The organism is Rathayibacter sp. AY1B6 (genome assembly GCF_002932755.1).
Lineage (GTDB): Bacteria > Actinomycetota > Actinomycetes > Actinomycetales > Microbacteriaceae > Rathayibacter.
In genome coordinates, this window is sequence record NZ_PSWL01000003.1 from 20,281 (window position 1) to 40,388 (window position 20,108).

The following is a 20,108-nucleotide window of genomic DNA, read 5'->3' on the forward strand; positions in this document are numbered from 1 at the left end:
ACCCAGGGTCCGAGCGCACACTGAGCGGATGAGACGCCGCCGCCCCCGCCCCCGCGCCGACTGGATCGTGGCCCTCGAGAAGGGCGACGACGCCGGGCTCTTCGGGCCGGGCAGCGCGGTCTGGGCGGTGAACGGAGGGCTGCCGACGATGATCGCCGGAGTGCGGGCTCTGCTCATGCAGACCCTTCACTCCGGAGCGATGGCCGGTGTCCACGATCACTCCCGCTACCGCGAGGACCCGATGGGCCGGCTCGACAACACGGTCCGCTGGGTCCTGACCACCAGCTTCGGGGACACCGCCGCGGCGAGCGGAGCGGCGCGCTGGGTGACCGGCGTGCACGAGCGGATCGTCGGCTCCTACGAGGACGCCGGCGGGCGCGAGCGCTCCTACTCCGCCCAGGATCCCCGCCTGCTGCTCTGGGTGCACGACGCCTTCACCGACGCGTTCCTCGGCGCTCACGAGATCTGGGGTGGACGGATCCCCGGCGGCCCCGACGCCTACGTGCGCGAGTGGGCCGCCTCCGGCCGACTGCTCGGAGTGGAGGATCCGCCCGAGAGCGTCGCGGAGCTCCGCGCGCAGCTCGCCGGATTCGCGGGCGAGCTCAAGCCCGACGCGCGCGTGCACGAGGCGGTCGGCTTCCTCCGTGACATCCGGCTGCCGGGGGAGGCGGGCGTGGTCTACCCGCTACTGTTCGCCGGCGCGGTCGCCTCGCTCAGCCCCGAGGTGCGGAGGCTCCTGGGCCTCCGGCGCCCGTGGTGGCCGGCGATCACGGCGAACCGCCTGCTGTTCGTGTTCCTGGGCCGGTATCTCGGCCGGGTCTCGCCGAGCGAGCAGGCCGCGATCGACCGCATCGCCGGCCTCGATCCGGTGCGCACCGGCGCCTGACGCTCTTTCCGTACACCTGTCCGGGAAGTGGTAGACTGACGTCGATGACTTCCGCCCGCCTCGCCTCCGTGCCCGCGGCGGAGTCCCCGGTGGTGCCCGGTTCCGCCGACCCGCGGGCCCGGCGCACCCGCCGCCGCGTGTTCGACGCGGTCGAGCGCCTCGTCATGCAGAGCGACGGCGAGAGGGCCGAGGGCATCGCGGTGAGCGACATCGTGCGCGAGGCCGGGATCAGCCGCAGCTCGTTCTACGCCCACTTCGACGACGCGGCGGGAGTCGCCTCCGCGCTGCTCCGCCAGGACCTCGCGGTCGCCGACGTCGCCGAGGGCGATCCCGCCGACCGCTGCGGAGCCGACGCCCTGCAGCGCGGCTACTCGCGGCTCGTCGAGCGGCTGGTCGACCGCCACGCCTTCCACGCCCGGCTCCGCGCGCGAGCCTCCGCCCGGGTCGCCTCCGACGACGCCGTGCTCGACACGGCGCTCGCCCTGCACCGCGAGGTGCTCGCCCGGGTCGACGTCCCCGCATCGGTCGACCCCGAGCTCACCGCGGTCTTCGCGGCCGGCGGTGTCCTCTCCGTGGTCGGCGCCTGGCTCGCCGGCTCCCTCGACGGCACCGACGAGGAGCTGGTCGAGCACCTCGTCGCGCTGCTCCCGGCCTGGCTCGCCGCGGCGCCGCTGCGCCCCCTGGACTCCTCACTCCCACCACGCCCCACGACGAAAGGCACGACATGATGACATTCGAGGTCGGCGAGACGCTGGTCTACCCGCACCACGGAGCGGTGACGATCACCGGGCTCGAGAAGCGCTCGGTCAAGGGCGTCGAGAAGACGTTCATGACCATGAACGTGCACACCAGCGAGCTCACCATCACCCTCCCCGTCGAGAACGCCGAGCTCGTCGGCGTCCGCGAGATCATCGACGACGCCGGAGTCCAGGCGGTCTACGACGTCCTGCGCAGCGACGTCGCGGAGGAGGCCAGCAACTGGTCCCGCCGCTTCAAGGCCAACCAGGAGAAGATGGCCAGCGGCAGTGTGTACCGCGTCAGCGAGGTCGTCCGCGACCTGTGGCGCCGCGAGCAGGCGGGCGGCGTCTCCGCCGGCGAGAAGCGGATGCTCCTCAAGGCGCGTCAGATCCTCGTGTCGGAGCTCTCGCTCGCCCTGAAGGGCACCGATGAGGAGGCCTCTGCCAAGCTCGACGAGGTCCTCGCCTCGGCGATCTGACCTCCCGTCGCGGCGTGCCGGCTCACTCGGGTCGGCACGCCGCGATGATCCTCGCGGCGACCTCGTCCTGCGAGGCGGAGCCGTCGATCCGCACCAGGAGCTCGCGCTCGTCGTAGACCTCCGCCAGGGGAGCGGTCTCGCGCTCGTAGACCTCGATCCGGTTCCGGACGACCTCGGGGTCGTCGTCGGCACGGTCCTGCTCCTGCGCCCGCACGTGCAGCCGCGCGAGGACCACGTCCGAGTCTGCCGTCAGCAGCACGACGCACGTCAGCGGCGTGCCCCGCTCCTCGAGGAGCTCCGCCAGCGCGTCCACCTGGGCGAGCGTGCGCGGGTAGCCGTCGAGGATGAACCCGTCCCGGGCGTCCTCCTCGGCGATGCGCTCCGCCACCAGCGCGTTCGTCAGCTCGTCCGGCACGTACTCGCCGGCCTCCACGAGCGCCTGCAGGCGCCGTCCGAGGTCGGTGCCGTCGGCGACGTGCGCGCGGAACAGATCGCCGGTGGAGATGGCCGGCACCCCCAGCTCGCGCGACAGCACGGCCGCCTGGGTGCCCTTGCCCACGCCGGGCGGGCCCATCATGATGACGCGCATCGCTCGTCCTCCTCGGTGTCGTCAGGCGATGCTAGCGGTGCGGAGCGGGGAGGCCGGTGCACACCGCGCCCGTAGGCTGGCGGGACGAGCCGAGGAGGACCGATGCCCGCAGCACCAGGGGCCGAGCAGGCCGCCGCCGATCTGGCCGCGCTCCTGCGCGAGGTCTCCGCCGAGCTCGACGCCCGCGGCATCGCCGACCAGGCCGTCGCCGAGCTGCGGACTCCGCGCGCGATCCTCGGCTTCCGCCGCAAGCCCGTGATGGCCTCCGTCACCCGCGCGTGGCGCCTGGGCGTCGTGCTCCTCGGGCGCGGAGGCGAGCTGTTCGCGACGGGCTCGGTGACCCGCGCCGTCGCTCCACTGCACGCCAACAACCAGTCGGAGTCGCAGGAGGCGCGCCGCGAGATCCGGCGCGCCGCCTTCGACGGACCGTTCCAGGAGGGCGAGATCGTCAACTACGGCTGGCGGCGCCTCATCCTGGACGCCCCGGCGCTCGAGTCTGGCCAGGAGCCGCTGGCCCTGCGCGGCTCCGAGGTGCTCGTGCGCTGGGCGCCCGGTCTGGGCGAGCAGGGACTGATGCCGCTGCGACGGTACCTGGCCGACCGCCTCGACCTCCTCGAGGCCGACTAGCGCCGGGTCACTCCTCCTCGGCCACCGGGTGGAACCACGGCGGGTAGACAGCGACGCGGGGAGCGGCGTCGATGCCCTCGAAGAGAGCCTTGACGCGGTTCCGGGCGGCGACCGACGCCACGCCGACAGTCGCGACGCCGTCGAGTGGGAAGCGCTCGGGCACGAGCGCCTCGGCACTGCGCAGAGCCGGCTCGTCGACGAGGAGGCGCGCGAAGGTGCGCACGAGCGCGTCGCCCTCGGTGAAGCGCGTGAGGACGTGGGAGGCGTCGCCGTCGCTCAGCACCGGGGCGGAGGCGAGCGAGCCCACCAGGACGACGTACTGCGAGGCCGTTGTCGTGTGGGCGCTCGGCGACCAGTGCGGAGCGACCCGCTCGCCGCGCAGGTCGGCCCAGAGCGCGGCGTCGGGGGAGAGGAAGAAGGGCACGAAGCCGGCGACGCTCATGCCGTCCTTCACCTGCACGGCACGGCGGTGCTCGCGGGTGGTCTCGGCACTGACGTCGATCGCGGGGCGCTCCTCGAGCTGCTGGTCCGCCAGGATCGCGCCGGCGGCGACGATCGCCTCGAGGTTGTCGAGGTGGGTGACGTGGTAGATCCGCTGCGCGGCGATGTCGACCTTGGGCAGGGGCTTCTCGCGCGCCGTGCCGCGCGCGGCCGCGCGGGCGGTGGCTGCACGGGAGGTTCCGGGCACGCGCGCGGGGGTGCGGGTGGCACGGCCGACCTGCTCGGGGAGCTTCTTCGGGGTGCAGACGTCGCAGAGCGCGATGTCGAGGCCGTGGATGCATTCGGTGGGCACTCTGGATTCCTTCTGCGCGCGGGCTCGGGGTTCCGCCGCAGGGACGACGTTACGCGACCGGGGCCCCCGTGCGTCCCGGCGGCGGCGATCCGCCGGGCCGCGGCGCCCGGCCGGGCATCCTCTGGGAGGCGCCGGGGCGCCGCTCCCCGCCGCGTAGCGTGAGCGGGATGAAGCGTGTGCCGCCCGCCGAGGGCCAGGAATCCGTCTGGGACTACCCGCGACCCCCCAGGGTCGAGACCACCTCCGAGCACGTCGTCGTGACGCTCGGGGGAGTCGTCGTCGCCGAGACCCGCGAGGCGCTGCGCGTCCTCGAGACGAGCCACCCTCCCGTCTACTACCTCCCCGTGTCCTCGTTCGCGCCAGGGGCGCTCGAGCCCGCGCCCGGCCGCAGCATCTGCGAGTTCAAGGGCGCGGCCTCCTACCTCACCGTGCGCGGAGGAGTAGCGGTCGCGGAGGCGGCGGGCTGGACGTACCCGGAGCCGATGGGCGGCTTCGAGGCCCTCGTCGACACGGTCGCCCTCTACCCCGGGCGGATGGACTCCTGCACGGTCGACGGCGAGACGGTCCAGCCGCAGCCGGGCGACTTCTACGGCGGCTGGATCACCTCGCGCGTGGTCGGTCCGTTCAAGGGGTCCCCGGGCACGATGTTCTGGTGAATCAGGCCGGGGAGGACGGACCGAGCGAGTCCTGGACGAGGATCGCCCGTGCACCGTCGAGCCCGGCGACCCCGAGCGTCCACTCCGGCCGCACCAGGGTCTCCGGGGTGACGCGGAATCGCAGCTCCTCGACCGACGCGCCGTCCGGGCCGACGATCCGGTGCGCCCCGTTCGGCTGGTAGCCGAGAGCCTCCGACACCCGGATCGAGCGAGCGTTCCAGGCGAGGGCGGCGCTCTCGGCGACCTCGGCTCCGAGGTGGTCGAAGGCGAGGAGGAGCACGGCGGCGCGCATCTCGCGCCCGAGGCCGCGGCCCTGCGCCGAGCGGGTGAGCCACGAGCCCGAGGTCAGGGTGCGGGTGGCGGCGAAGGACTCGGCGACCACGTCCTGGCAGCCGACGACCCGGCCGTCCTCGACCACGGCGAACGCGACGCGCCACGACTCCCCCGTCGTCTGCGCGCGCTGCGACCAGTGGAAGCGCGCGAGCTCGCCGGGCAGGCGCTCCGGCGGCGCCTCGGCCCAGGGGGAGGGGAACGGCGAGCGGCCGCTGTCGTGCACGCCCGCGAGAGCGGCGTCGGCGAGAGGGCCGAGGTCGGCGTCGCGGACCGGATGCAGCTCGAGCCGCGGCGTGCGCAGCTCCAGCGAGAACAGGGGCCAGGGGTCGGTGCTCATCCGACGACGCTAGCGAGCGGAGGCGCGCAGCGCGCGACCCGGCGGGTACCGGTGGTGGGACTCGAACCCACAAGCCCTCTCGGACAGAGCATTTTGAGTGCCCCGCGTCTGCCATTCCGCCACACCGGCTCATCACCAGCCCGTCGAGAATACCGTAGGCTCATCGGCGTGACTGACCAGGAACCCTCGTCGACCGCACCCCGTCGGGTCGTCGTCGCCGAAGACGAATCCCTCATCCGCCTCGACATCGTGGAGATCCTCCGCGACAACGGCTTCGAGGTCGTCGGCGAGGCCGGCGACGGCGAGACCGCTGTGGCCCTCGCCACCGAGCTGCGCCCCGATCTCGTCATCATGGACGTCAAGATGCCCCAGCTCGACGGCATCTCGGCGGCCGAGCGCCTCTCGAAGGCGCACATCGCGCCCGTCGTCCTGCTCACCGCCTTCAGCCAGAAGGAGCTCGTCGAGCGTGCCAGCGAGGCCGGAGCGCTCGCCTACGTCGTGAAGCCCTTCACGCCCAACGACCTGCTGCCCGCGATCGAGATCGCCCTCTCGCGGTACGCCCAGATCCTCACCCTCGAGGCCGAGGTCGCCGACATGGTCGAGCGCTTCGAGACTCGCAAGCTCGTCGATCGCGCCAAGGGCCTGCTCAACGAGAAGATGGGCCTCACCGAGCCCGAGGCGTTCCGCTGGATCCAGAAGGCGTCGATGGACCGCCGCCTCACCATGCACGACGTCGCCCAGGCGATCATCGAGCAGCTGAGCCCGAAGAAGGCCTAGCGCTCACCGCCCTCCGGGGCTCACGGCCAGAGGCGGGTGCGCTCCCACGGGGAGCCGCCCGCCTCCGTCGTTCCCGGGCGGTACTCGAGGCGGGTGTGGTCCTGCTCCGGCGCCGTCGAGCCCTGCCAGAACTCGATGCGCTCGGGGACCACGCGGTACACGGCCCATTCGCGGTCGAGCGTCGCGGGTGAGCAGCCGACGGCGACGCTGGTCTGCAGCGTGACGAGCCCGAAGTCCTGGGCGCTGCGCATCGGCTCGCTCTGGCGTCCGACGAGCAGGGCGGTGCGCCCGGCCTCGGAGCGGCGGCGGAAGTCGTCGGCCGACTCCTGCGCGGACGCGCGCTCGACGCGGCCCTCGACCCGGACCTGCCGGCCCTGCACCGGCCAGAAGAAGGTCAGCGCGGCGTGCGGGTTCTCCTCCATGGCGCGCCCCTTGGGGCTGGTGGCGTGGGTGGAGAACGCCCAGCCCGCCTCGTCGATCTCGCGCAGCACGAGCACGCGTGCCGAGACGGTGCCGTCGTCGGAGGCGGTGGAGAGCGTCGCGCCGTGGGGGAGGAGCTGCCCGGCGTCCTTCGCCTCCTCGAGCCACTGCGCGAACAGCTCGAGGGGATCGGCCGGAGCCGCCTCCGTATCGAAGGAGGGCAGATCGGAGGGCATGGACGGAAGGCTCTTGAGGAGTTGGCGAAGGCTCATCCGCTCAGTGTCGTCCTTCGTGCGCCACCTGGCACAGTCGCGCGCCGTCGCTTGACAGGGCCGCGCGCCGCGGTGCTACGGTCCGAATGGTCACCCACGGAGGATGCTCTTTCGGTCAGCGAATCGGTCGCTCAGCGATGTGGAGCGGCTGCCGGGGTCGCGATCGCTGCAGCCGACCGCGCTCACGACGAAGGGAAATGTGTCGGTATTCGGCACCTGCACTCTGTGGCCGGTGCATCCTTCCCCGTCGTGGAACCGTGCAGGGAGTAGGAGATGGTCCGAGTACACGCAGTTCGTGAGCCCAGATGGGGTCGACCTCGGACCAGGCTCGGCCTTCTTCTCTTCACCGTCTCGCTCGTCACCTTTCTCGCGGTCGGGGCATCTCGATCCGCCATCGAGACGACGGCGCCTCCCGTGATCCTGATCGGCGGCCTCCTCATCCTCGCTTTCGTGCCACGAGCGATCCCGCCGTCTTCGGGAGGACGGTGGTCATGGTTCTTCGAACGAATCAGCACGAGGTCTGCGGCACGGGCGTACTACCTGCAACTCGCGGTGGGCATCGTCGGCGCGGTGGTCGCTCTTGAGGTCGGAGCGCCGATCGCATCATCGATCGCGGCGGGGATCGTGGCGGTCCTCGGCACGATCCTCGATCTCACCTCCCGCAGCGAGGCCTGATCGAGAGCGGATCCGCTCGGTCAGCGGGCGTCGCGGATGATGTTGGTGATCCGCACGGTCGAGAGGCGGCGCCCCTCCTGATCACGCACGACGATCTCGTGCGTGGTGAGGGTGGAGCCGAGGTGGATCGCGTCGCAGGTGGCGATCACGAAGCCGGAGCGGATCGAGCGGCTGTGGCTCGCGTTCAGCTCGATGCCCATCGCCAGCCTGCCCTCGCCGGCGTGCACGTTCGCCGCGATCGAGCCCATCGACTCGGCGAGCACGACGTGCGCGCCGCCGTGCAGGATGCCGACCGGCTGCCGGTTGCCCTCGACGGGCATCGAGGCCACCGAGTGCTGCGGCGTGAGCTCGTGCCAGAGGATCCCCATCCGCTCGGCGAGCTCGCCCATGCCGCGGCCGATCCCGGCGACGAGGTCGAGCGCGGGCGGGCGGATCCAGGCGGTCGTGGTGGGGGTCGGCTCGGTCACGTCGCTCCTCGAACTGGAGCCTCGGAGCGGTCCTGACCGGCGGGCGCGAGCGGGCCGATCCGGTGTCGGAGGCGCTGTGTAGTCTGGCCCTGTGTCAGATCCGGAACAGCCTACCCTCCTGCTCGTCGACGGCCATTCCCTGGCGTTCCGGGCGTTCTACGCGCTTCCGGTCGACAGCTTCCAGACCCGCGAGGGCCAGCACACGAACGCCATCCACGGCTTCCTGTCGATGCTGATCCTGCTGCTGAAGAACGAGAAGCCGACCCACCTCGGCGTCGCTTTCGACATCTCCCGCTACTCGTTCCGCACCCGCGAGTACCCGGAGTACAAGGGCACCCGCGGCGAGACCCCGCCCGAGTTCAAGGGCCAGGTCCCCCTCCTCGAGGAGGCTCTGCACGCCATGAACATCCGCACCGTCTCGAAGGAGGACTTCGAGGCCGACGACATCCTCGCGACGCTCGCACGGCAGGGGGCCGAGGCCGGCTTCCGCGTGCTGGTCGTCTCGGGAGACCGCGACACCATCCAGCTGGTGACCCCCGACGTCACCCTGCTCTACCCCTCCACCCAGGGTGTCTCGCAGCTCACGCGCTACGACCGCGACAAGGTGTTCGAGAAGTACGGCGTCGAGCCGCACCAGTACCCCGAGATCGCCGCCCTCGTCGGCGAGACGAGCGACAACCTGCCCGGCGTCGACAAGGTCGGCCCCAAGACGGCCGCCAAGTGGGTCAACCAGTACGGCACCGTCGCCGACATCATCGCCCACGCCGACGAGATCAAGGGCGTGGTCGGCGAGAAGCTGCGCGAGCAGAAGGAGAACGCCCTCCGCAACCGCCGCCTCAACCGCCTGGTGACCGACGTCGAGCTGCCGCTCGGGCCGCACGACCTGACGCGCCGCCCGATCGACCCGGACGCGGTCCGCGAGATCTTCAGCCGCCTCGAGTTCAAGACCCTGCAGGAGCGGGTCCTCACGATCGCCGCGGAGGAGGGCGTCGACGGCGCCGCCGCGGCCCTGGCGGGCGACGTGGTCACGACCTCCGCCCCCGCCGTCCGCACCCTGGTGGACGAGGAGCTCGCGCACTGGCTCGACCGCGTCTCGGCGAAGGGCACCGCCCCCGTCGCCGTCCAGGTGCAGCTCGGAGCCGGCGGGCTCGAGGGCGTGGGCCTGGCGGTCGAGAAGGAGACGGCGTTCGTCCCGTGGGCCGCCGAGCGGCCGGACTACACCGCGCTCGAGCAGTGGCTGGCCGGTTCCGCTCCCAAGTACTTCGCCGACGCGAAGCCCCAGATCAAGGCGCTGCGGCGGGCCGGACTCCCCGTCGGGGGGCTCGCCTTCGACACCCGCGTCGCCTCCTGGCTGGTGCAGCCCACCGGGCACCCGGCCACGCTCGCGGCGCAGGTCGCGCAGCACCTCGACGAGACCATGGCGCAGGGCGACCCGAACCAGCTGGTCCCCACCGTCGAGCCGATGGGGCCCGCGACCGAGGCCTGGTACGCGTACCGGCTCGTCGCTCCGCTGCGCGAGCGCCTGGGCGAGGGGATGCTCTCGGTGCTCGTCGACATCGAGCTGCCGATCGTCCAGGTCCTCGCGACCATGGAGCTCACCGGCGTCGCGATCGACGCCGACGTGCTCGCGCGCCTCCGCGCCGAGCTGACCGTCTCGGCCGCCGACCTCGCGAGCCGCGCGTTCGCCGAGATCGGCCACGAGATGAACCTCGGCTCGCCGAAGCAGCTGCAGCAGGTCCTCTTCGAGGAGCTCGACATGCCGCGCACCCGGGCGACGAAGACGGGCTACACCACCGACGCCTCCGCCCTGGCCGACCTGCAGGAGTCGCACCCGCACCCGTTCCTCGGGCTGCTGCTCGAGCACCGCGACGCGACCAAGCTCAAGCAGATCATCGAGACGCTCGAGAAGTCGGTCACCGCCGACGGCCGGATCCACACCAGCTACGACCAGACCGGCACGGCCACCGGCCGCATCTCCTCCAACGACCCGAACCTGCAGAACATCCCGGTCCGCAGCGAGGTGGGCCGCCGCATCCGCACCGCCTTCGTCCACGGAGCGGAGGCGAGCACCCTCCTCACCGCCGACTACTCGCAGATCGAGATGCGGATCATGGCGCACCTGTCCGGGGACGCCGGACTGATCGAGGCCTTCCACTCCGGCGAGGACCTGCACCGCTTCGTCGGATCGCGGATCTTCGGCGTCGATCCGGGCGACGTCACGTCGGCCATGCGCAACAAGGTCAAGGCGATGTCGTACGGCCTCGCCTACGGCCTGAGCGCCTTCGGCCTGTCGAAGCAGCTGCGCATCTCGAGCGCCGAGGCCAAGCAGCTGATGACCGACTACTTCGTCCGCTTCGGCGCGGTGCGCGACTATCTCCGCAGCGTCGTCGAGCAGGCCCGCGAGACCGGCTACACCGAGACGATCTTCGGTCGCCGACGTCCGTTCCCCGACCTGCAGAGCGCGAACCGCGTCCTCCGCGACAACGCCGAGAGGGCGGCGCTGAACTCGCCGATCCAGGGCTCGGCCGCCGACATCATGAAGCGCGCGATGATCGGCGTGCAGGCCGACCTCGACGAGCAGGGGCTCGGCTCGCGGATGCTCCTCCAGGTGCACGACGAGCTGATCTTCGACGTCGCCCCCGGCGAGGAGGAGCCGCTCGAGGCGATCGTCCGCGGCCGGATGGCGGGGGCCGCCGACCTGAGCGTCCCGCTCGAGGTGCAGGTGGGCCACGGGTCCGACTGGGACGTCGCCGCGCACTGAGCCGGACGCGGCGCCTGGCTAGGCTCGGAGGCATGAGCCCCGACCTCCCCCGCGAGCCCACCGCCGTCGACGCCGTCGCCGAGCGCTGGGTCGACACCCTCGTCGACCTCGACCCCACCCTCGGCACCGCGATCGGACGCAGCGGCGCGAACGGCCGGCTGGGCGACTACTCGCCGGCCGGTCTCGAGCGCGCCCGAGCGGCGACCGCCTCGGCCCTCACCGAGCTCGAGGCCGCCGAGCCCGAGGACGACGTCGACCGCGTCACGGTCGCCGACCTCGGCGCCGAGCTCCGGCTCTCCCTGGAGGGGCACGACGCCGGCCTGCCGCTGCGGGACCTCAACGTGATCGCGTCCCCGGCGCAGGAGCTGCGCGACGTCTTCGACCTGATGCCGACGGACGAGGTCGCCGACTGGGAGGCGGTCGCCGAGCGGCTGCTGGCCGTGCCGGCCGCACTCGAGGGCTACGCGGAGACCCTGCGCGAGGGGATCCGCACCGGCGTGGTCCCCGCCCGCCGCCAGGTCGAGCTCGTCGCCGAGCAGGCGCGGAAGATCGCTGCTCCCCGCGGGTTCTTCGCCGAGCTGGCCGCGGAGGCCGCTCCCACCGCGGGATCCCTGCCCGCGTCGCTCGCCCAGCGGCTGGAGGACGGCGCCCGCCGCGCTTCGGCCGCCTACGGGTCGCTCGCGCAGTTCCTCCAGGGTGAGCTCGCCCCTGCCGCGACCGAGCAGGACGCCGTCGGCCGGGAGCTGTACGCGCTGCACTCCCGCCGGTTCCTCGGCGCGGTCGTCGACCTCGACGAGACCTACGAGTGGGGGATCGAGGAGCTGGCCCGGATGACGTCCGAGCAGGAGGCGATCGCGCGCGAGATCCTGCCCGGCGCCTCCGTCGCCGAGGCCGTCGCCCACCTCGAGGCGGACCCGGCCCGCACTCTGCACGGCGTCGACGCTCTGGAGGCCTGGATGCAGGAGACCAGCGACCGCTCGGTCCGCGAGCTCGCCGGCACCGCGTTCGACATCCCGGAGGAGGTGCGCCGCCTCGAGTGCAGGATCGCGCCGACCCAGGAGGGCGGCATCTACTACACCGGCCCGAGCGACGACTTCTCGCGGCCGGGTCGGATGTGGTGGTCGGTCCCGGCCGGGGTCACCGAGTTCGCCACCTGGCGAGAGCTGACCACGGTCTACCACGAGGGCGTCCCGGGCCATCACCTGCAGATCGGCCAGGCCGTCCACAACCGCGCCCGCCTCAACACCTGGCGCCGTCAGCTGGCCGGGACCTCCGGCCACGCCGAGGGCTGGGCGCTCTACGCGGAGCGGCTGATGGAGCGCTTCGGCTACCTCGACGACCCGGCCGACCGCCTGGGCATGCTGGACGGCCAGCGGATGCGCGCGGCGCGCGTCGTGCTGGACATCGGTGTGCACCTGCAGAAGCCGATGCCGGGCTCCGCCACCGTCTGGACCGCCGACTCGGCCCTCGACTTCCTGCGCGCCAACGTCAACATGGACGACGCGTTCGTGCGCTTCGAGGTGAACCGGTACCTCGGCTGGCCGGGACAGGCTCCGTCCTACAAGATCGGGCAGCGGATCTGGGAGCAGCTGCGCGACGAGGCGAAGGCGCGCGAGGGCGCCGCGTTCTCGCTCGCGGGCTTCCACCGGAGGGCGCTCGACCTCGGCGGCGTCGGTCTCGACACCCTCCGCTCCTCCCTCGCCGGCTGACCCCGGAACACGCGCCTGGACGGGTGCGGCGAGATTGCCGTGCGCCTCCCGGGGCGTCTAAGCTGGGGTGTCACATCTGTGGCGCCGCCGTGCCCGCGGCGCGCGAGGAAGGCCGGTCATCCGGCCGGCCGAGCGCGGCTCCCGGGTCGGAGGCACATCCCTCACCACCGCAGTGGTCACCACTCCGCCGAGCCGCGAGGCCCGCAGGCGGCCGCCGCCCGAGACCCATCCATCCTGGAGCATCCCTTAATGACAACCGCAACGACCGACAAGGCAACCAAGCAGGTCGCGATCAACGACATCGGGTCTGCTGAAGACTTTCTTGCCGCGGTCGAAAAGACTCTGAAGTTCTTCAACGACGGAGACCTCATCGAAGGCACCGTCGTGAAGATCGACCGCGACGAGGTCCTCCTCGACGTCGGCTACAAGACCGAGGGCGTCATCCCCTCGCGCGAGCTCTCCATCAAGCACGACGTCGACCCCTCCGAGGTCGTCAACGTGGGCGACAGCGTCGAGGCCCTCGTCCTCCAGAAGGAGGACAAGGAGGGTCGCCTGATCCTGTCCAAGAAGCGTGCGCAGTACGAGCGCGCGTGGGGCGACGTCGAGAAGATCAAGGAGTCGGACGGCGTCGTCACCGGCTCGGTCATCGAGGTCGTCAAGGGCGGTCTCATCGTCGACATCGGCCTCCGCGGCTTCCTCCCGGCCTCGCTCATCGAGCTGCGCCGCGTCCGCGACCTCACGCCGTACCTCGGCCAGGAGATCGAGGCGAAGATCCTCGAGCTCGACAAGAACCGCAACAACGTGGTCCTGTCTCGTCGCGCGCTCCTCGAGCAGACCCAGTCCGAGAGCCGCACCACGTTCCTGAACAACCTGCACAAGGGTCAGGTCCGCAAGGGCGTCGTGTCGTCGATCGTCAACTTCGGTGCGTTCGTCGACCTCGGCGGCGTCGACGGTCTCGTCCACGTCTCCGAGCTCTCCTGGAAGCACATCGAGCACGCCTCCGAGGTCGTCGAGGTGGGCCAGGAGGTCACCGTCGAGATCCTCGAGGTCGACCTCGACCGCGAGCGCGTGTCGCTCTCGCTCAAGGCGACCCAGGAGGACCCGTGGCAGGTCTTCGCCCGCACCCACGCGATCGGACAGGTCGCGCCGGGCAAGGTCACGAAGCTGGTCCCGTTCGGTGCCTTCGTCCGCGTCGCGGACGGCATCGAGGGTCTCGTCCACATCTCCGAGCTGTCGGGCAAGCACGTCGAGCTCGCCGAGCAGGTCGTGTCGGTCGGCGAAGAGGTGTTCGTCAAGGTCATCGACATCGACCTCGACCGTCGCCGCATCTCCCTCTCGCTCAAGCAGGCGAACGAGAACATCGACCCCGAGGGCACCGAGTTCGACCCGGCGCTCTACGGCATGGCCACGGAGTACGACGACCAGGGGAACTACAAGTACCCCGAGGGCTTCGACCCCGAGACCAACGAGTGGCGCGAGGGCTTCGAGTCGCAGCGCGAGGCCTGGGAGCAGGAGTACGCCGCTGCTCAGGCGCGCTGGGAGGCCCACAAGGCCCAGGTCGCCAAGTCGCAGGAGGAGGCGGCCACCGTCTCCGAGGGCGTCTCGGTCGGTGCCGGCTTCACCAGCGAGTCGACCACCGGCGGCACCCTCGCCGACGACGAGTCGCTCGCCGCGCTCCGCGAGAAGCTGTCCTCGAACAACTGATCGCGAGCACATCGCAACGAACGGCCGGTCCCCTCGGGGGCCGGCCGTTCGGCGTTCCGGGCGACGGCGCTGGGTAGGGTGGCCGGGTGCATCTCGTCGCCCTCACCGGAGGCATCGCCTCGGGCAAGTCCACCGTCGCCCGCCGTCTCGCCGAGCACGGAGCGGTGGTGGTCGACGCCGACGTCCTCGCGCGGGAGGTCGTCGAGCCGGGGGAGCCGGCGCTGGCGGCGATCTCCGAGCGCTTCGGCCCGTCCGTGATCCGCGCGGACGGCACGCTCGACCGTCCGGCGCTCGGCGCGATCGTCTTCTCGGACGCCGCGGCGCGGGCGGATCTCAACGCCATCACCCATCCGGCGGTGACTCTCCGCTCGCAGCGGCTGTTCGCGCAGGCCGCCGAGGCGGACCCGGCCGCGGTGGTCGTCTACGACGTCCCCCTTCTGGCCGAGGGCCGTGGCGCGGGGGAGTTCGACGAGGTGGTCGTCGTGCACGCGCCGCAGCACGTCCGCATCCAGCGCCTCGTCGCCCTCCGGGGGATGACCGAGGAGGAGGCGCGTGCGAGGGTCTCGTCGCAGGCGAGCGACGAGGAGCGTCTCGCTCTCGCCGACGTCGTGATCGACTCCTCCGGCACGCTGGAGGAGACGCTCGCCCGGACCGACGCGCTGTGGGAGCGGCTCGCCCGCTGACGGTCCTCCGAGGGCACCTCCCTCGGGGTGGAGCAGTCCGGCCGGGGAGCGCACCCCCGTTCGCCGCCAGCGCACGCGCCGTCCGGTGTCGGTGGTCGCGGCTACGCTTCGAACCATGGAGCCAACCCGTGCCGTGCACCCGTTCGAGGTCATCAGCGAGTACAAGCCGAGCGGTGACCAGCCCGGCGCGATCGCCGATCTGAGCGCCCGCATCAACGCCGGCGAGACCGACGTCGTCCTCCTGGGCGCCACCGGAACCGGCAAGTCCGCGACCACGGCCTGGCTCGTCGAGGCCGTGCAGCGCCCCACGCTCGTGCTCGCGCACAACAAGACCCTCGCGGCGCAGCTCGCCAACGAGTTCCGCGAGCTGTTCCCGAACAACGCCGTCGAGTACTTCGTCTCGTACTACGACTACTACCAGCCCGAGGCCTACGTCCCGCAGACGGACACCTTCATCGAGAAGGACAGCTCGGTCAACGCCGAGGTCGAGCGGCTGCGCCACTCCACCACGAACTCGCTCCTGAGCCGCCGCGACGTGATCGTGGTGTCGACCGTCTCCTGCATCTACGGCCTCGGGCAGCCCGAGCAGTACCTCGAGGCGATGGTGGCTCTCCAGGTCGGCCAGCGCGTCGACCGCGACCGGCTCATCCGCAAGTTCGTGTCGATGCAGTACGCGCGCAACGACGTCGACTTCGCCCGCGGCACCTTCCGGGTGCGGGGCGACACGATCGAGATCATCCCGATGTACGAGGAGCTCGCGATCCGGATCGAGATGTTCGGCGACGAGATCGAGGCGCTCTACACGCTCCACCCGCTCACCGGCGACATCGTCCGGAAGCTCGACTCCGTGTCGGTCTTCCCCGGCTCGCACTACGTCGCCAGCCAGGACGTCATGCACCGCGCGATCGACACCATCCAGCAGGAGCTCGAGGTGCGCCTGGCCGACCTCGAGAAGCAGAACAAGCTCCTCGAGGCCCAGCGCCTGCGGATGCGCACGACCTTCGATCTCGAGATGATGCAGCAGATCGGCTTCTGCTCCGGCATCGAGAACTACTCCCGCCACATCGACGGCCGCGAGTCGGGCGAGGCTCCGCACTGCCTGCTCGACTACTTCCCGGACGACTTCCTCGTCGTGATCGACGAGTCGCACGTGACGGTGCCGCAGATCGGCGCGATGTACGAGGGCGACGCCTCCCGCAAGCGCACGCTGGTCGAGCACGGCTTCCGGCTGCCCTCGGCGATGGACAACCGGCCCCTGAAGTGGGAGGAGTTCAAGTCGCGCGTCGGCCAGACCGTCTACCTCTCGGCGACCCCGGGCCGCTACGAGATGGGCATCGCCGACGGCATCGTCGAGCAGATCATCCGCCCGACCGGCCTGATCGACCCCGAGATCGTCGTCAAGCCGACGAAGGGCCAGATCGACGACCTGCTCGAGGAGATCAAGCGCCGCACCGAGCGCGACGAGCGCGTGCTCGTCACGACGCTGACGAAGCGCATGGCCGAGGAACTGACCGACTTCCTCACGGAGGCCGGAGTCCGCGTCCGCTACCTGCACTCCGACGTCGACACCCTGCGCCGGGTCGAGCTCCTCTCGGAGCTGCGGGCGGGCGTGTACGACGTCCTGGTCGGCATCAACCTGCTGCGCGAGGGGCTCGACCTGCCCGAGGTCTCGCTCGTGGCGATCCTCGACGCCGACAAGGAGGGCTTCCTCCGCTCGTCCACGTCGCTCATCCAGACGATCGGCCGTGCCGCCCGCAACGTCTCGGGCGAGGTCCACATGTACGCCGACAAGGTGACGGACTCGATGCGGCTCGCGATCGACGAGACCGACCGCCGACGCGAGAAGCAGGTCGCCTACAACCTCGACCACGGCATCGACCCGACGCCGCTGCGGAAGAAGATCGCCGACATCACCGACGCCCTCGCCCGCGAGGGGGCCGACACCGCCAAGCTGCTCGCCGGCCGCGACGCCAAGAAGAAGAGCCCGACGCCGAACCTGCGCCGTCAGGGTCTCGCCGCGAACGGCGGCAACGATCTCGAGGCGATCATCTCCGACCTGAACGGGCAGATGCTCCAGGCGGCGGGCGAGCTCAAGTTCGAGCTCGCGGCCCGGCTGCGCGACGAGGTCCAGGAGCTCAAGCGCGAGCTCCGCCAGATGGAGAAGGCCGGACACCTGTCCTGATCGGCGGCGCTGATCCGCAAGGGGAGGGGCCCGCGGATCAGCGCCCAGCGAACGCCACGGGCGATGTCGGTGGCTCCGCATACACTTTCCGAGTGTCGATCCTGAACGCCGTTACGGACCCCTCCTCCACCCCCTCTCCCTCCTTCCACCGCTTCGTCTCCTCGCTCGACGAGTCGTCCTCGAAGCTGGTGGTGAGCGGCGCGCGGGTGCACAACCTGCAGAACGTCGACCTCGAGATCCCGCGCGACTCGATGGTGGTGTTCACCGGTCTCTCGGGCTCGGGCAAGTCCTCCCTGGCCTTCGACACGATCTTCGCGGAGGGGCAGCGGCGCTATGTCGAGTCCCTCTCCGCCTACGCCCGCCAGTTCCTGGGCCAGGTGGACCGGCCGGACGTCGACTTCATCGAGGGCCTCAGCCCCGCGGTCTCGATCGACCAGAAGTCGACGAACCGCAACCCGCGCTCGACCGTCGGCACGATCACCGAGATCTTCGACTACATGCGCCTGCTCTGGGCGCGCATCGGCGTGCCGCACTGCCCCATCTGCAGCGAGCGGATCTCGGCGCAGACCGTGCAGCAGATCGCCGACCAGCTGATGGAGCTCGAGACGGGCACCCGGTACCAGATCCTCAGCCCCGTCGTCGCGCAGAAGAAGGGCGAGTTCGTCGACCTCTTCAAGGAGCTGACGGCGGGCGGGTACTCCCGCGCGATGGTGGACGGGAAGCTCATCCAGCTGAGCGAGCCGCCGGTGCTCAAGAAGCAGTACAAGCACGACATCTCGGTCGTCGTCGACCGCCTCGTCGCCGGACCGGACATCCTCGGGCGCCTCACGGACTCCCTCGAGACGGCCCTGCGGCTCACCGACGGCATCGTGCAGATCAACTTCGTCGACGGCGAGGGCGACGGCGCCTGGACCACCTACTCCGAGAAGCTGTCCTGCCCCAACAACCACCCGATCTCGCTCACCGAGATCGAGCCGCGGACCTTCTCCTTCAACGCGCCCTTCGGCGCCTGCCCGGAGTGCTCGGGCCTCGGCACCCGCATGTCGGTCGACGACGAGCTGCTGCTCGGCGACCCCGACCTGAGCATCGCCGAGGGCGTCATCATCCCCTGGACCACCCAGGGCAAGGGACTGTTCCAGTACTACGAGAAGCTGCTCGACGGCCTCTCCCGCGACCTCGGATTCTCGCTGACCACCCCGTGGAAGCGCCTCAGCACCGAGGTGCAGCAGGCGGTCCTCCACGGCGACAACTTCGAGGTCAAGGTCAAGTGGAAGAACCGCTACGGCCGCGAGATGAGCTACACCTCCGGCTTCGAGGGCGTCGTCCCCTACATCGAGCGCCAGTTCGTCCAGGCCGAGACCGACGTCCAGCGCACCCGCTGGTCCGAGTTCCTCCGCGAGGTGCCCTGCCCCGTGTGCAAGGGCTCCCGCCTCAAGCCCGAGGTGCTCGCCGTGCTCGTGCACGGGGCGAGCATCGCGGACGTGGCCGATCTCAGCCTCGGCGACGCTCAGGACTTCATGAGCCGGCTCGAGCTGACCGACCGCGAGGCGCACATCGCCGCACAGGTGCTGCGCGAGATCCGCGCGCGCATCGACTTCCTCATCGAGGTCGGGCTCAACTACCTCAACCTCTCGCGCGCGGCCGCCTCCCTCTCCGGCGGCGAGGCGCAGCGCATCCGCCTGGCGACCCAGATCGGCTCGGGCCTCACCGGAGTGCTCTACGTGCTGGACGAGCCGAGCATCGGCCTGCACCAGCGCGACAACCGCCGGCTGATCGACACGCTCATCAAGCTGCGCGATCTGGGCAACACCCTGATCGTGGTCGAGCACGACGAGGACACGATCCGCACCGCCGACTGGATCGTCGACATCGGCCCGGGCGCCGGCGTCAACGGCGGCAGGGTCGTACACTCCGGCTCCTACGAGTCGCTGCTCGAGAACACCCACTCGCTGACCGGCGACTACGTGTCCGGGCGCAAGGCGATCGAGGTGCCGAAGAAGCGGCGGAAGATCGACCGCAAGCGGATGATCAAGGTCGTCGGCGCGAACGCCAACAACCTGCGCAAGGTCGACGCGGAGTTCCCGCTCGGCACCTTCGTCGCGGTCACCGGCGTCTCCGGCTCCGGCAAGAGCACCCTGGTGAACGACATCCTCTACCGGGTGCTCGCCAACCAGCTCAACGGCGCCCGCAAGGTGCCGGGCAAGCACACTCGCGTCACCGGCCTCGAGAACCTCGACAAGGTCGTGCACGTCGACCAGAATCCGATCGGCCGCACGCCGCGCTCGAACCCCGCCACCTACACGGGCGTGTTCGACCGCATCCGCAACCTCTTCGCCGAGACCACCGAGGCGAAGGCGCGGGGGTACCTGCCCGGCCGGTTCAGCTTCAACGTCAAGGGCGGCCGCTGCGAGGCGTGCTCGGGCGACGGCACCATCAAGATCGAGATGAACTTCCTGCCCGACGTCTACGTCGCGTGCGAGGTCTGCGGGGGAGCGCGCTACAACCGCGACACCCTGACCGTGCACTACAAGGGCAAGAACATCGCCGAGGTGCTCGACATGCCGATCGCCGAGGCGGCCGACTTCTTCGAGCCGATCACGGCGATCCACCGCTTCCTCCGCACGCTGGTGGAGGTGGGGCTCGGCTACGTCCGCCTCGGTCAGAGCGCGACGACGCTCTCCGGCGGCGAGGCGCAGCGCGTCAAGCTGGCCACCGAGCTCCAGCGCCGCTCCAACGGCCGCAGCGTCTACGTGCTCGACGAGCCGACGACCGGCCTGCACTTCGAGGACGTCCGCAAGCTCCTCCTGGTCCTCAACGGCCTGGTCGACAAGGGCAACACGGTGATCACCATCGAGCACAACCTCGACGTCATCAAGTCGGCCGACTGGCTGATCGACATGGGTCCCGAGGGCGGCGCCGGCGGCGGCCAGGTGGTCGCGGTGGGCACCCCCGAGCACGTGGCGAAGGTCGAGGGCAGCCACACCGGCATGTTCCTCGCCGAGATCCTCGGCTGACGCGAGC

18 protein-coding genes and 1 tRNA gene are annotated in these 20,108 nt (G+C 71.0%); 13 read left to right on the forward strand and 6 right to left on the reverse strand.

The features are described 5' to 3' along the window. The first annotated feature begins 28 nt into the window (after positions 1-28). The 3 genes from C5D08_RS01960 to C5D08_RS01970 are packed head-to-tail and all read left to right on the forward strand — an operon-like array spanning position 29 to position 2,102. Complete coding sequence (locus tag C5D08_RS01960) at positions 29-886, forward strand: oxygenase MpaB family protein (protein ID WP_104275575.1); 858 nt, start codon at positions 29-31, stop codon at positions 884-886. Between the two features lie 44 nt (positions 887-930). Further along, on the forward strand, positions 931-1,614 hold the full coding sequence (locus C5D08_RS01965; protein ID WP_104275576.1) for a TetR/AcrR family transcriptional regulator: 684 nt from the start codon (positions 931-933) through the stop codon (positions 1,612-1,614). After that, positions 1,614-2,102, forward strand: a complete 489-nt coding sequence (locus C5D08_RS01970; protein WP_068257183.1) for a CarD family transcriptional regulator — start codon at positions 1,614-1,616, stop codon at positions 2,100-2,102. The genes C5D08_RS01965 and C5D08_RS01970 overlap by 1 nt, the downstream gene beginning before the upstream one ends. Positions 2,103-2,124: 22 nt before the next feature. On the opposite strand, the gene C5D08_RS01975 is transcribed toward C5D08_RS01970, so the two are convergent. Further along, complete coding sequence (locus tag C5D08_RS01975) at positions 2,125-2,691, reverse strand: adenylate kinase (protein ID WP_104275577.1); 567 nt, start codon at positions 2,689-2,691, stop codon at positions 2,125-2,127. Positions 2,692-2,793: 102 nt separating this feature from the next. On the opposite strand from C5D08_RS01975, the gene C5D08_RS16870 reads away from it, so the two are divergent. Beyond that, positions 2,794-3,318 carry a hypothetical protein gene (locus tag C5D08_RS16870; protein ID WP_181109975.1) on the forward strand — a complete coding sequence of 175 codons (525 nt, stop codon included), beginning with the start codon at positions 2,794-2,796 and terminating at the stop codon, positions 3,316-3,318. 7 nt (positions 3,319-3,325) lie between these two features. On the opposite strand, the gene C5D08_RS01985 is transcribed toward C5D08_RS16870, so the two are convergent. Continuing rightward, positions 3,326-4,111, reverse strand: coding sequence for a DarT ssDNA thymidine ADP-ribosyltransferase family protein (locus C5D08_RS01985; protein ID WP_181109973.1), 786 nt, complete (start codon positions 4,109-4,111; stop codon positions 3,326-3,328). 167 nt (positions 4,112-4,278) lie between these two features. On the opposite strand from C5D08_RS01985, the gene C5D08_RS01990 reads away from it, so the two are divergent. Next, positions 4,279-4,767 carry a DUF427 domain-containing protein gene (locus tag C5D08_RS01990; RefSeq protein WP_104275580.1) on the forward strand — a complete coding sequence of 163 codons (489 nt, stop codon included), beginning with the start codon at positions 4,279-4,281 and terminating at the stop codon, positions 4,765-4,767. A 1-nt stretch (position 4,768) separates the two neighbouring features. On the opposite strand, the gene C5D08_RS01995 is transcribed toward C5D08_RS01990, so the two are convergent. Then, a complete protein-coding gene (locus tag C5D08_RS01995) occupies positions 4,769-5,437 on the reverse strand; it encodes a GNAT family N-acetyltransferase (RefSeq protein ID WP_104275581.1) in 669 nt (222 codons plus the stop codon). A gap of 46 nt (positions 5,438-5,483) precedes the next feature. Then, a tRNA-Leu gene (locus C5D08_RS02000) sits at positions 5,484-5,566 on the reverse strand. A 39-nt stretch (positions 5,567-5,605) separates the two neighbouring features. On the opposite strand from C5D08_RS02000, the gene C5D08_RS02005 reads away from it, so the two are divergent. Then, positions 5,606-6,214 (forward strand): ANTAR domain-containing response regulator, encoded by a 609-nt coding sequence (locus C5D08_RS02005; RefSeq protein ID WP_104275582.1) that lies wholly within the window; start codon positions 5,606-5,608, stop codon positions 6,212-6,214. Between the two features lie 20 nt (positions 6,215-6,234). Here C5D08_RS02005 and C5D08_RS02010 read toward each other — a convergent pair whose 3' ends face one another. After that, positions 6,235-6,906: a pyridoxal 5'-phosphate synthase gene (locus C5D08_RS02010; protein WP_104275583.1), complete on the reverse strand. Its 672-nt coding sequence runs from the start codon at positions 6,904-6,906 to the stop codon at positions 6,235-6,237. 414 nt (positions 6,907-7,320) lie between these two features. Between C5D08_RS02010 and C5D08_RS16605 the strand changes: the two genes are divergently transcribed. Further along, positions 7,321-7,581 carry a hypothetical protein gene (locus C5D08_RS16605; protein ID WP_146086050.1) on the forward strand — a complete coding sequence of 87 codons (261 nt, stop codon included), beginning with the start codon at positions 7,321-7,323 and terminating at the stop codon, positions 7,579-7,581. Positions 7,582-7,601: 20 nt separating this feature from the next. Here C5D08_RS16605 and C5D08_RS02015 read toward each other — a convergent pair whose 3' ends face one another. Then, positions 7,602-8,048 carry a PaaI family thioesterase gene (locus C5D08_RS02015; protein WP_374953933.1) on the reverse strand — a complete coding sequence of 149 codons (447 nt, stop codon included), beginning with the start codon at positions 8,046-8,048 and terminating at the stop codon, positions 7,602-7,604. Positions 8,049-8,139: 91 nt separating this feature from the next. Between C5D08_RS02015 and polA the strand changes: the two genes are divergently transcribed. The 6 genes from polA (at position 8,140) to uvrA (ending at position 20,101) form a co-directional block, all read left to right on the forward strand. Next, positions 8,140-10,809: a DNA polymerase I gene (polA, locus tag C5D08_RS02020; RefSeq protein WP_104275584.1), complete on the forward strand. Its 2,670-nt coding sequence runs from the start codon at positions 8,140-8,142 to the stop codon at positions 10,807-10,809. A 32-nt stretch (positions 10,810-10,841) separates the two neighbouring features. After that, entirely contained in the window at positions 10,842-12,518 is a 1,677-nt protein-coding gene (locus C5D08_RS02025; protein ID WP_104275585.1) for a DUF885 domain-containing protein, read from the forward strand. Positions 12,519-12,767: 249 nt separating this feature from the next. Then, positions 12,768-14,222, forward strand: coding sequence for a 30S ribosomal protein S1 (gene rpsA / locus C5D08_RS02030; RefSeq protein WP_104275586.1), 1,455 nt, complete (start codon positions 12,768-12,770; stop codon positions 14,220-14,222). An 86-nt stretch (positions 14,223-14,308) separates the two neighbouring features. Then, positions 14,309-14,905: a dephospho-CoA kinase gene (gene coaE, locus C5D08_RS02035; protein ID WP_104275587.1), complete on the forward strand. Its 597-nt coding sequence runs from the start codon at positions 14,309-14,311 to the stop codon at positions 14,903-14,905. 115 nt (positions 14,906-15,020) lie between these two features. Next, complete coding sequence (uvrB, locus tag C5D08_RS02040; protein ID WP_104221901.1) at positions 15,021-17,087, forward strand: excinuclease ABC subunit UvrB; 2,067 nt, start codon at positions 15,021-15,023, stop codon at positions 17,085-17,087. A 188-nt stretch (positions 17,088-17,275) separates the two neighbouring features. Next, a complete protein-coding gene (gene uvrA / locus C5D08_RS02045) occupies positions 17,276-20,101 on the forward strand; it encodes an excinuclease ABC subunit UvrA (protein ID WP_258067238.1) in 2,826 nt (941 codons plus the stop codon). Positions 20,102-20,108 lie beyond the last annotated feature (7 nt).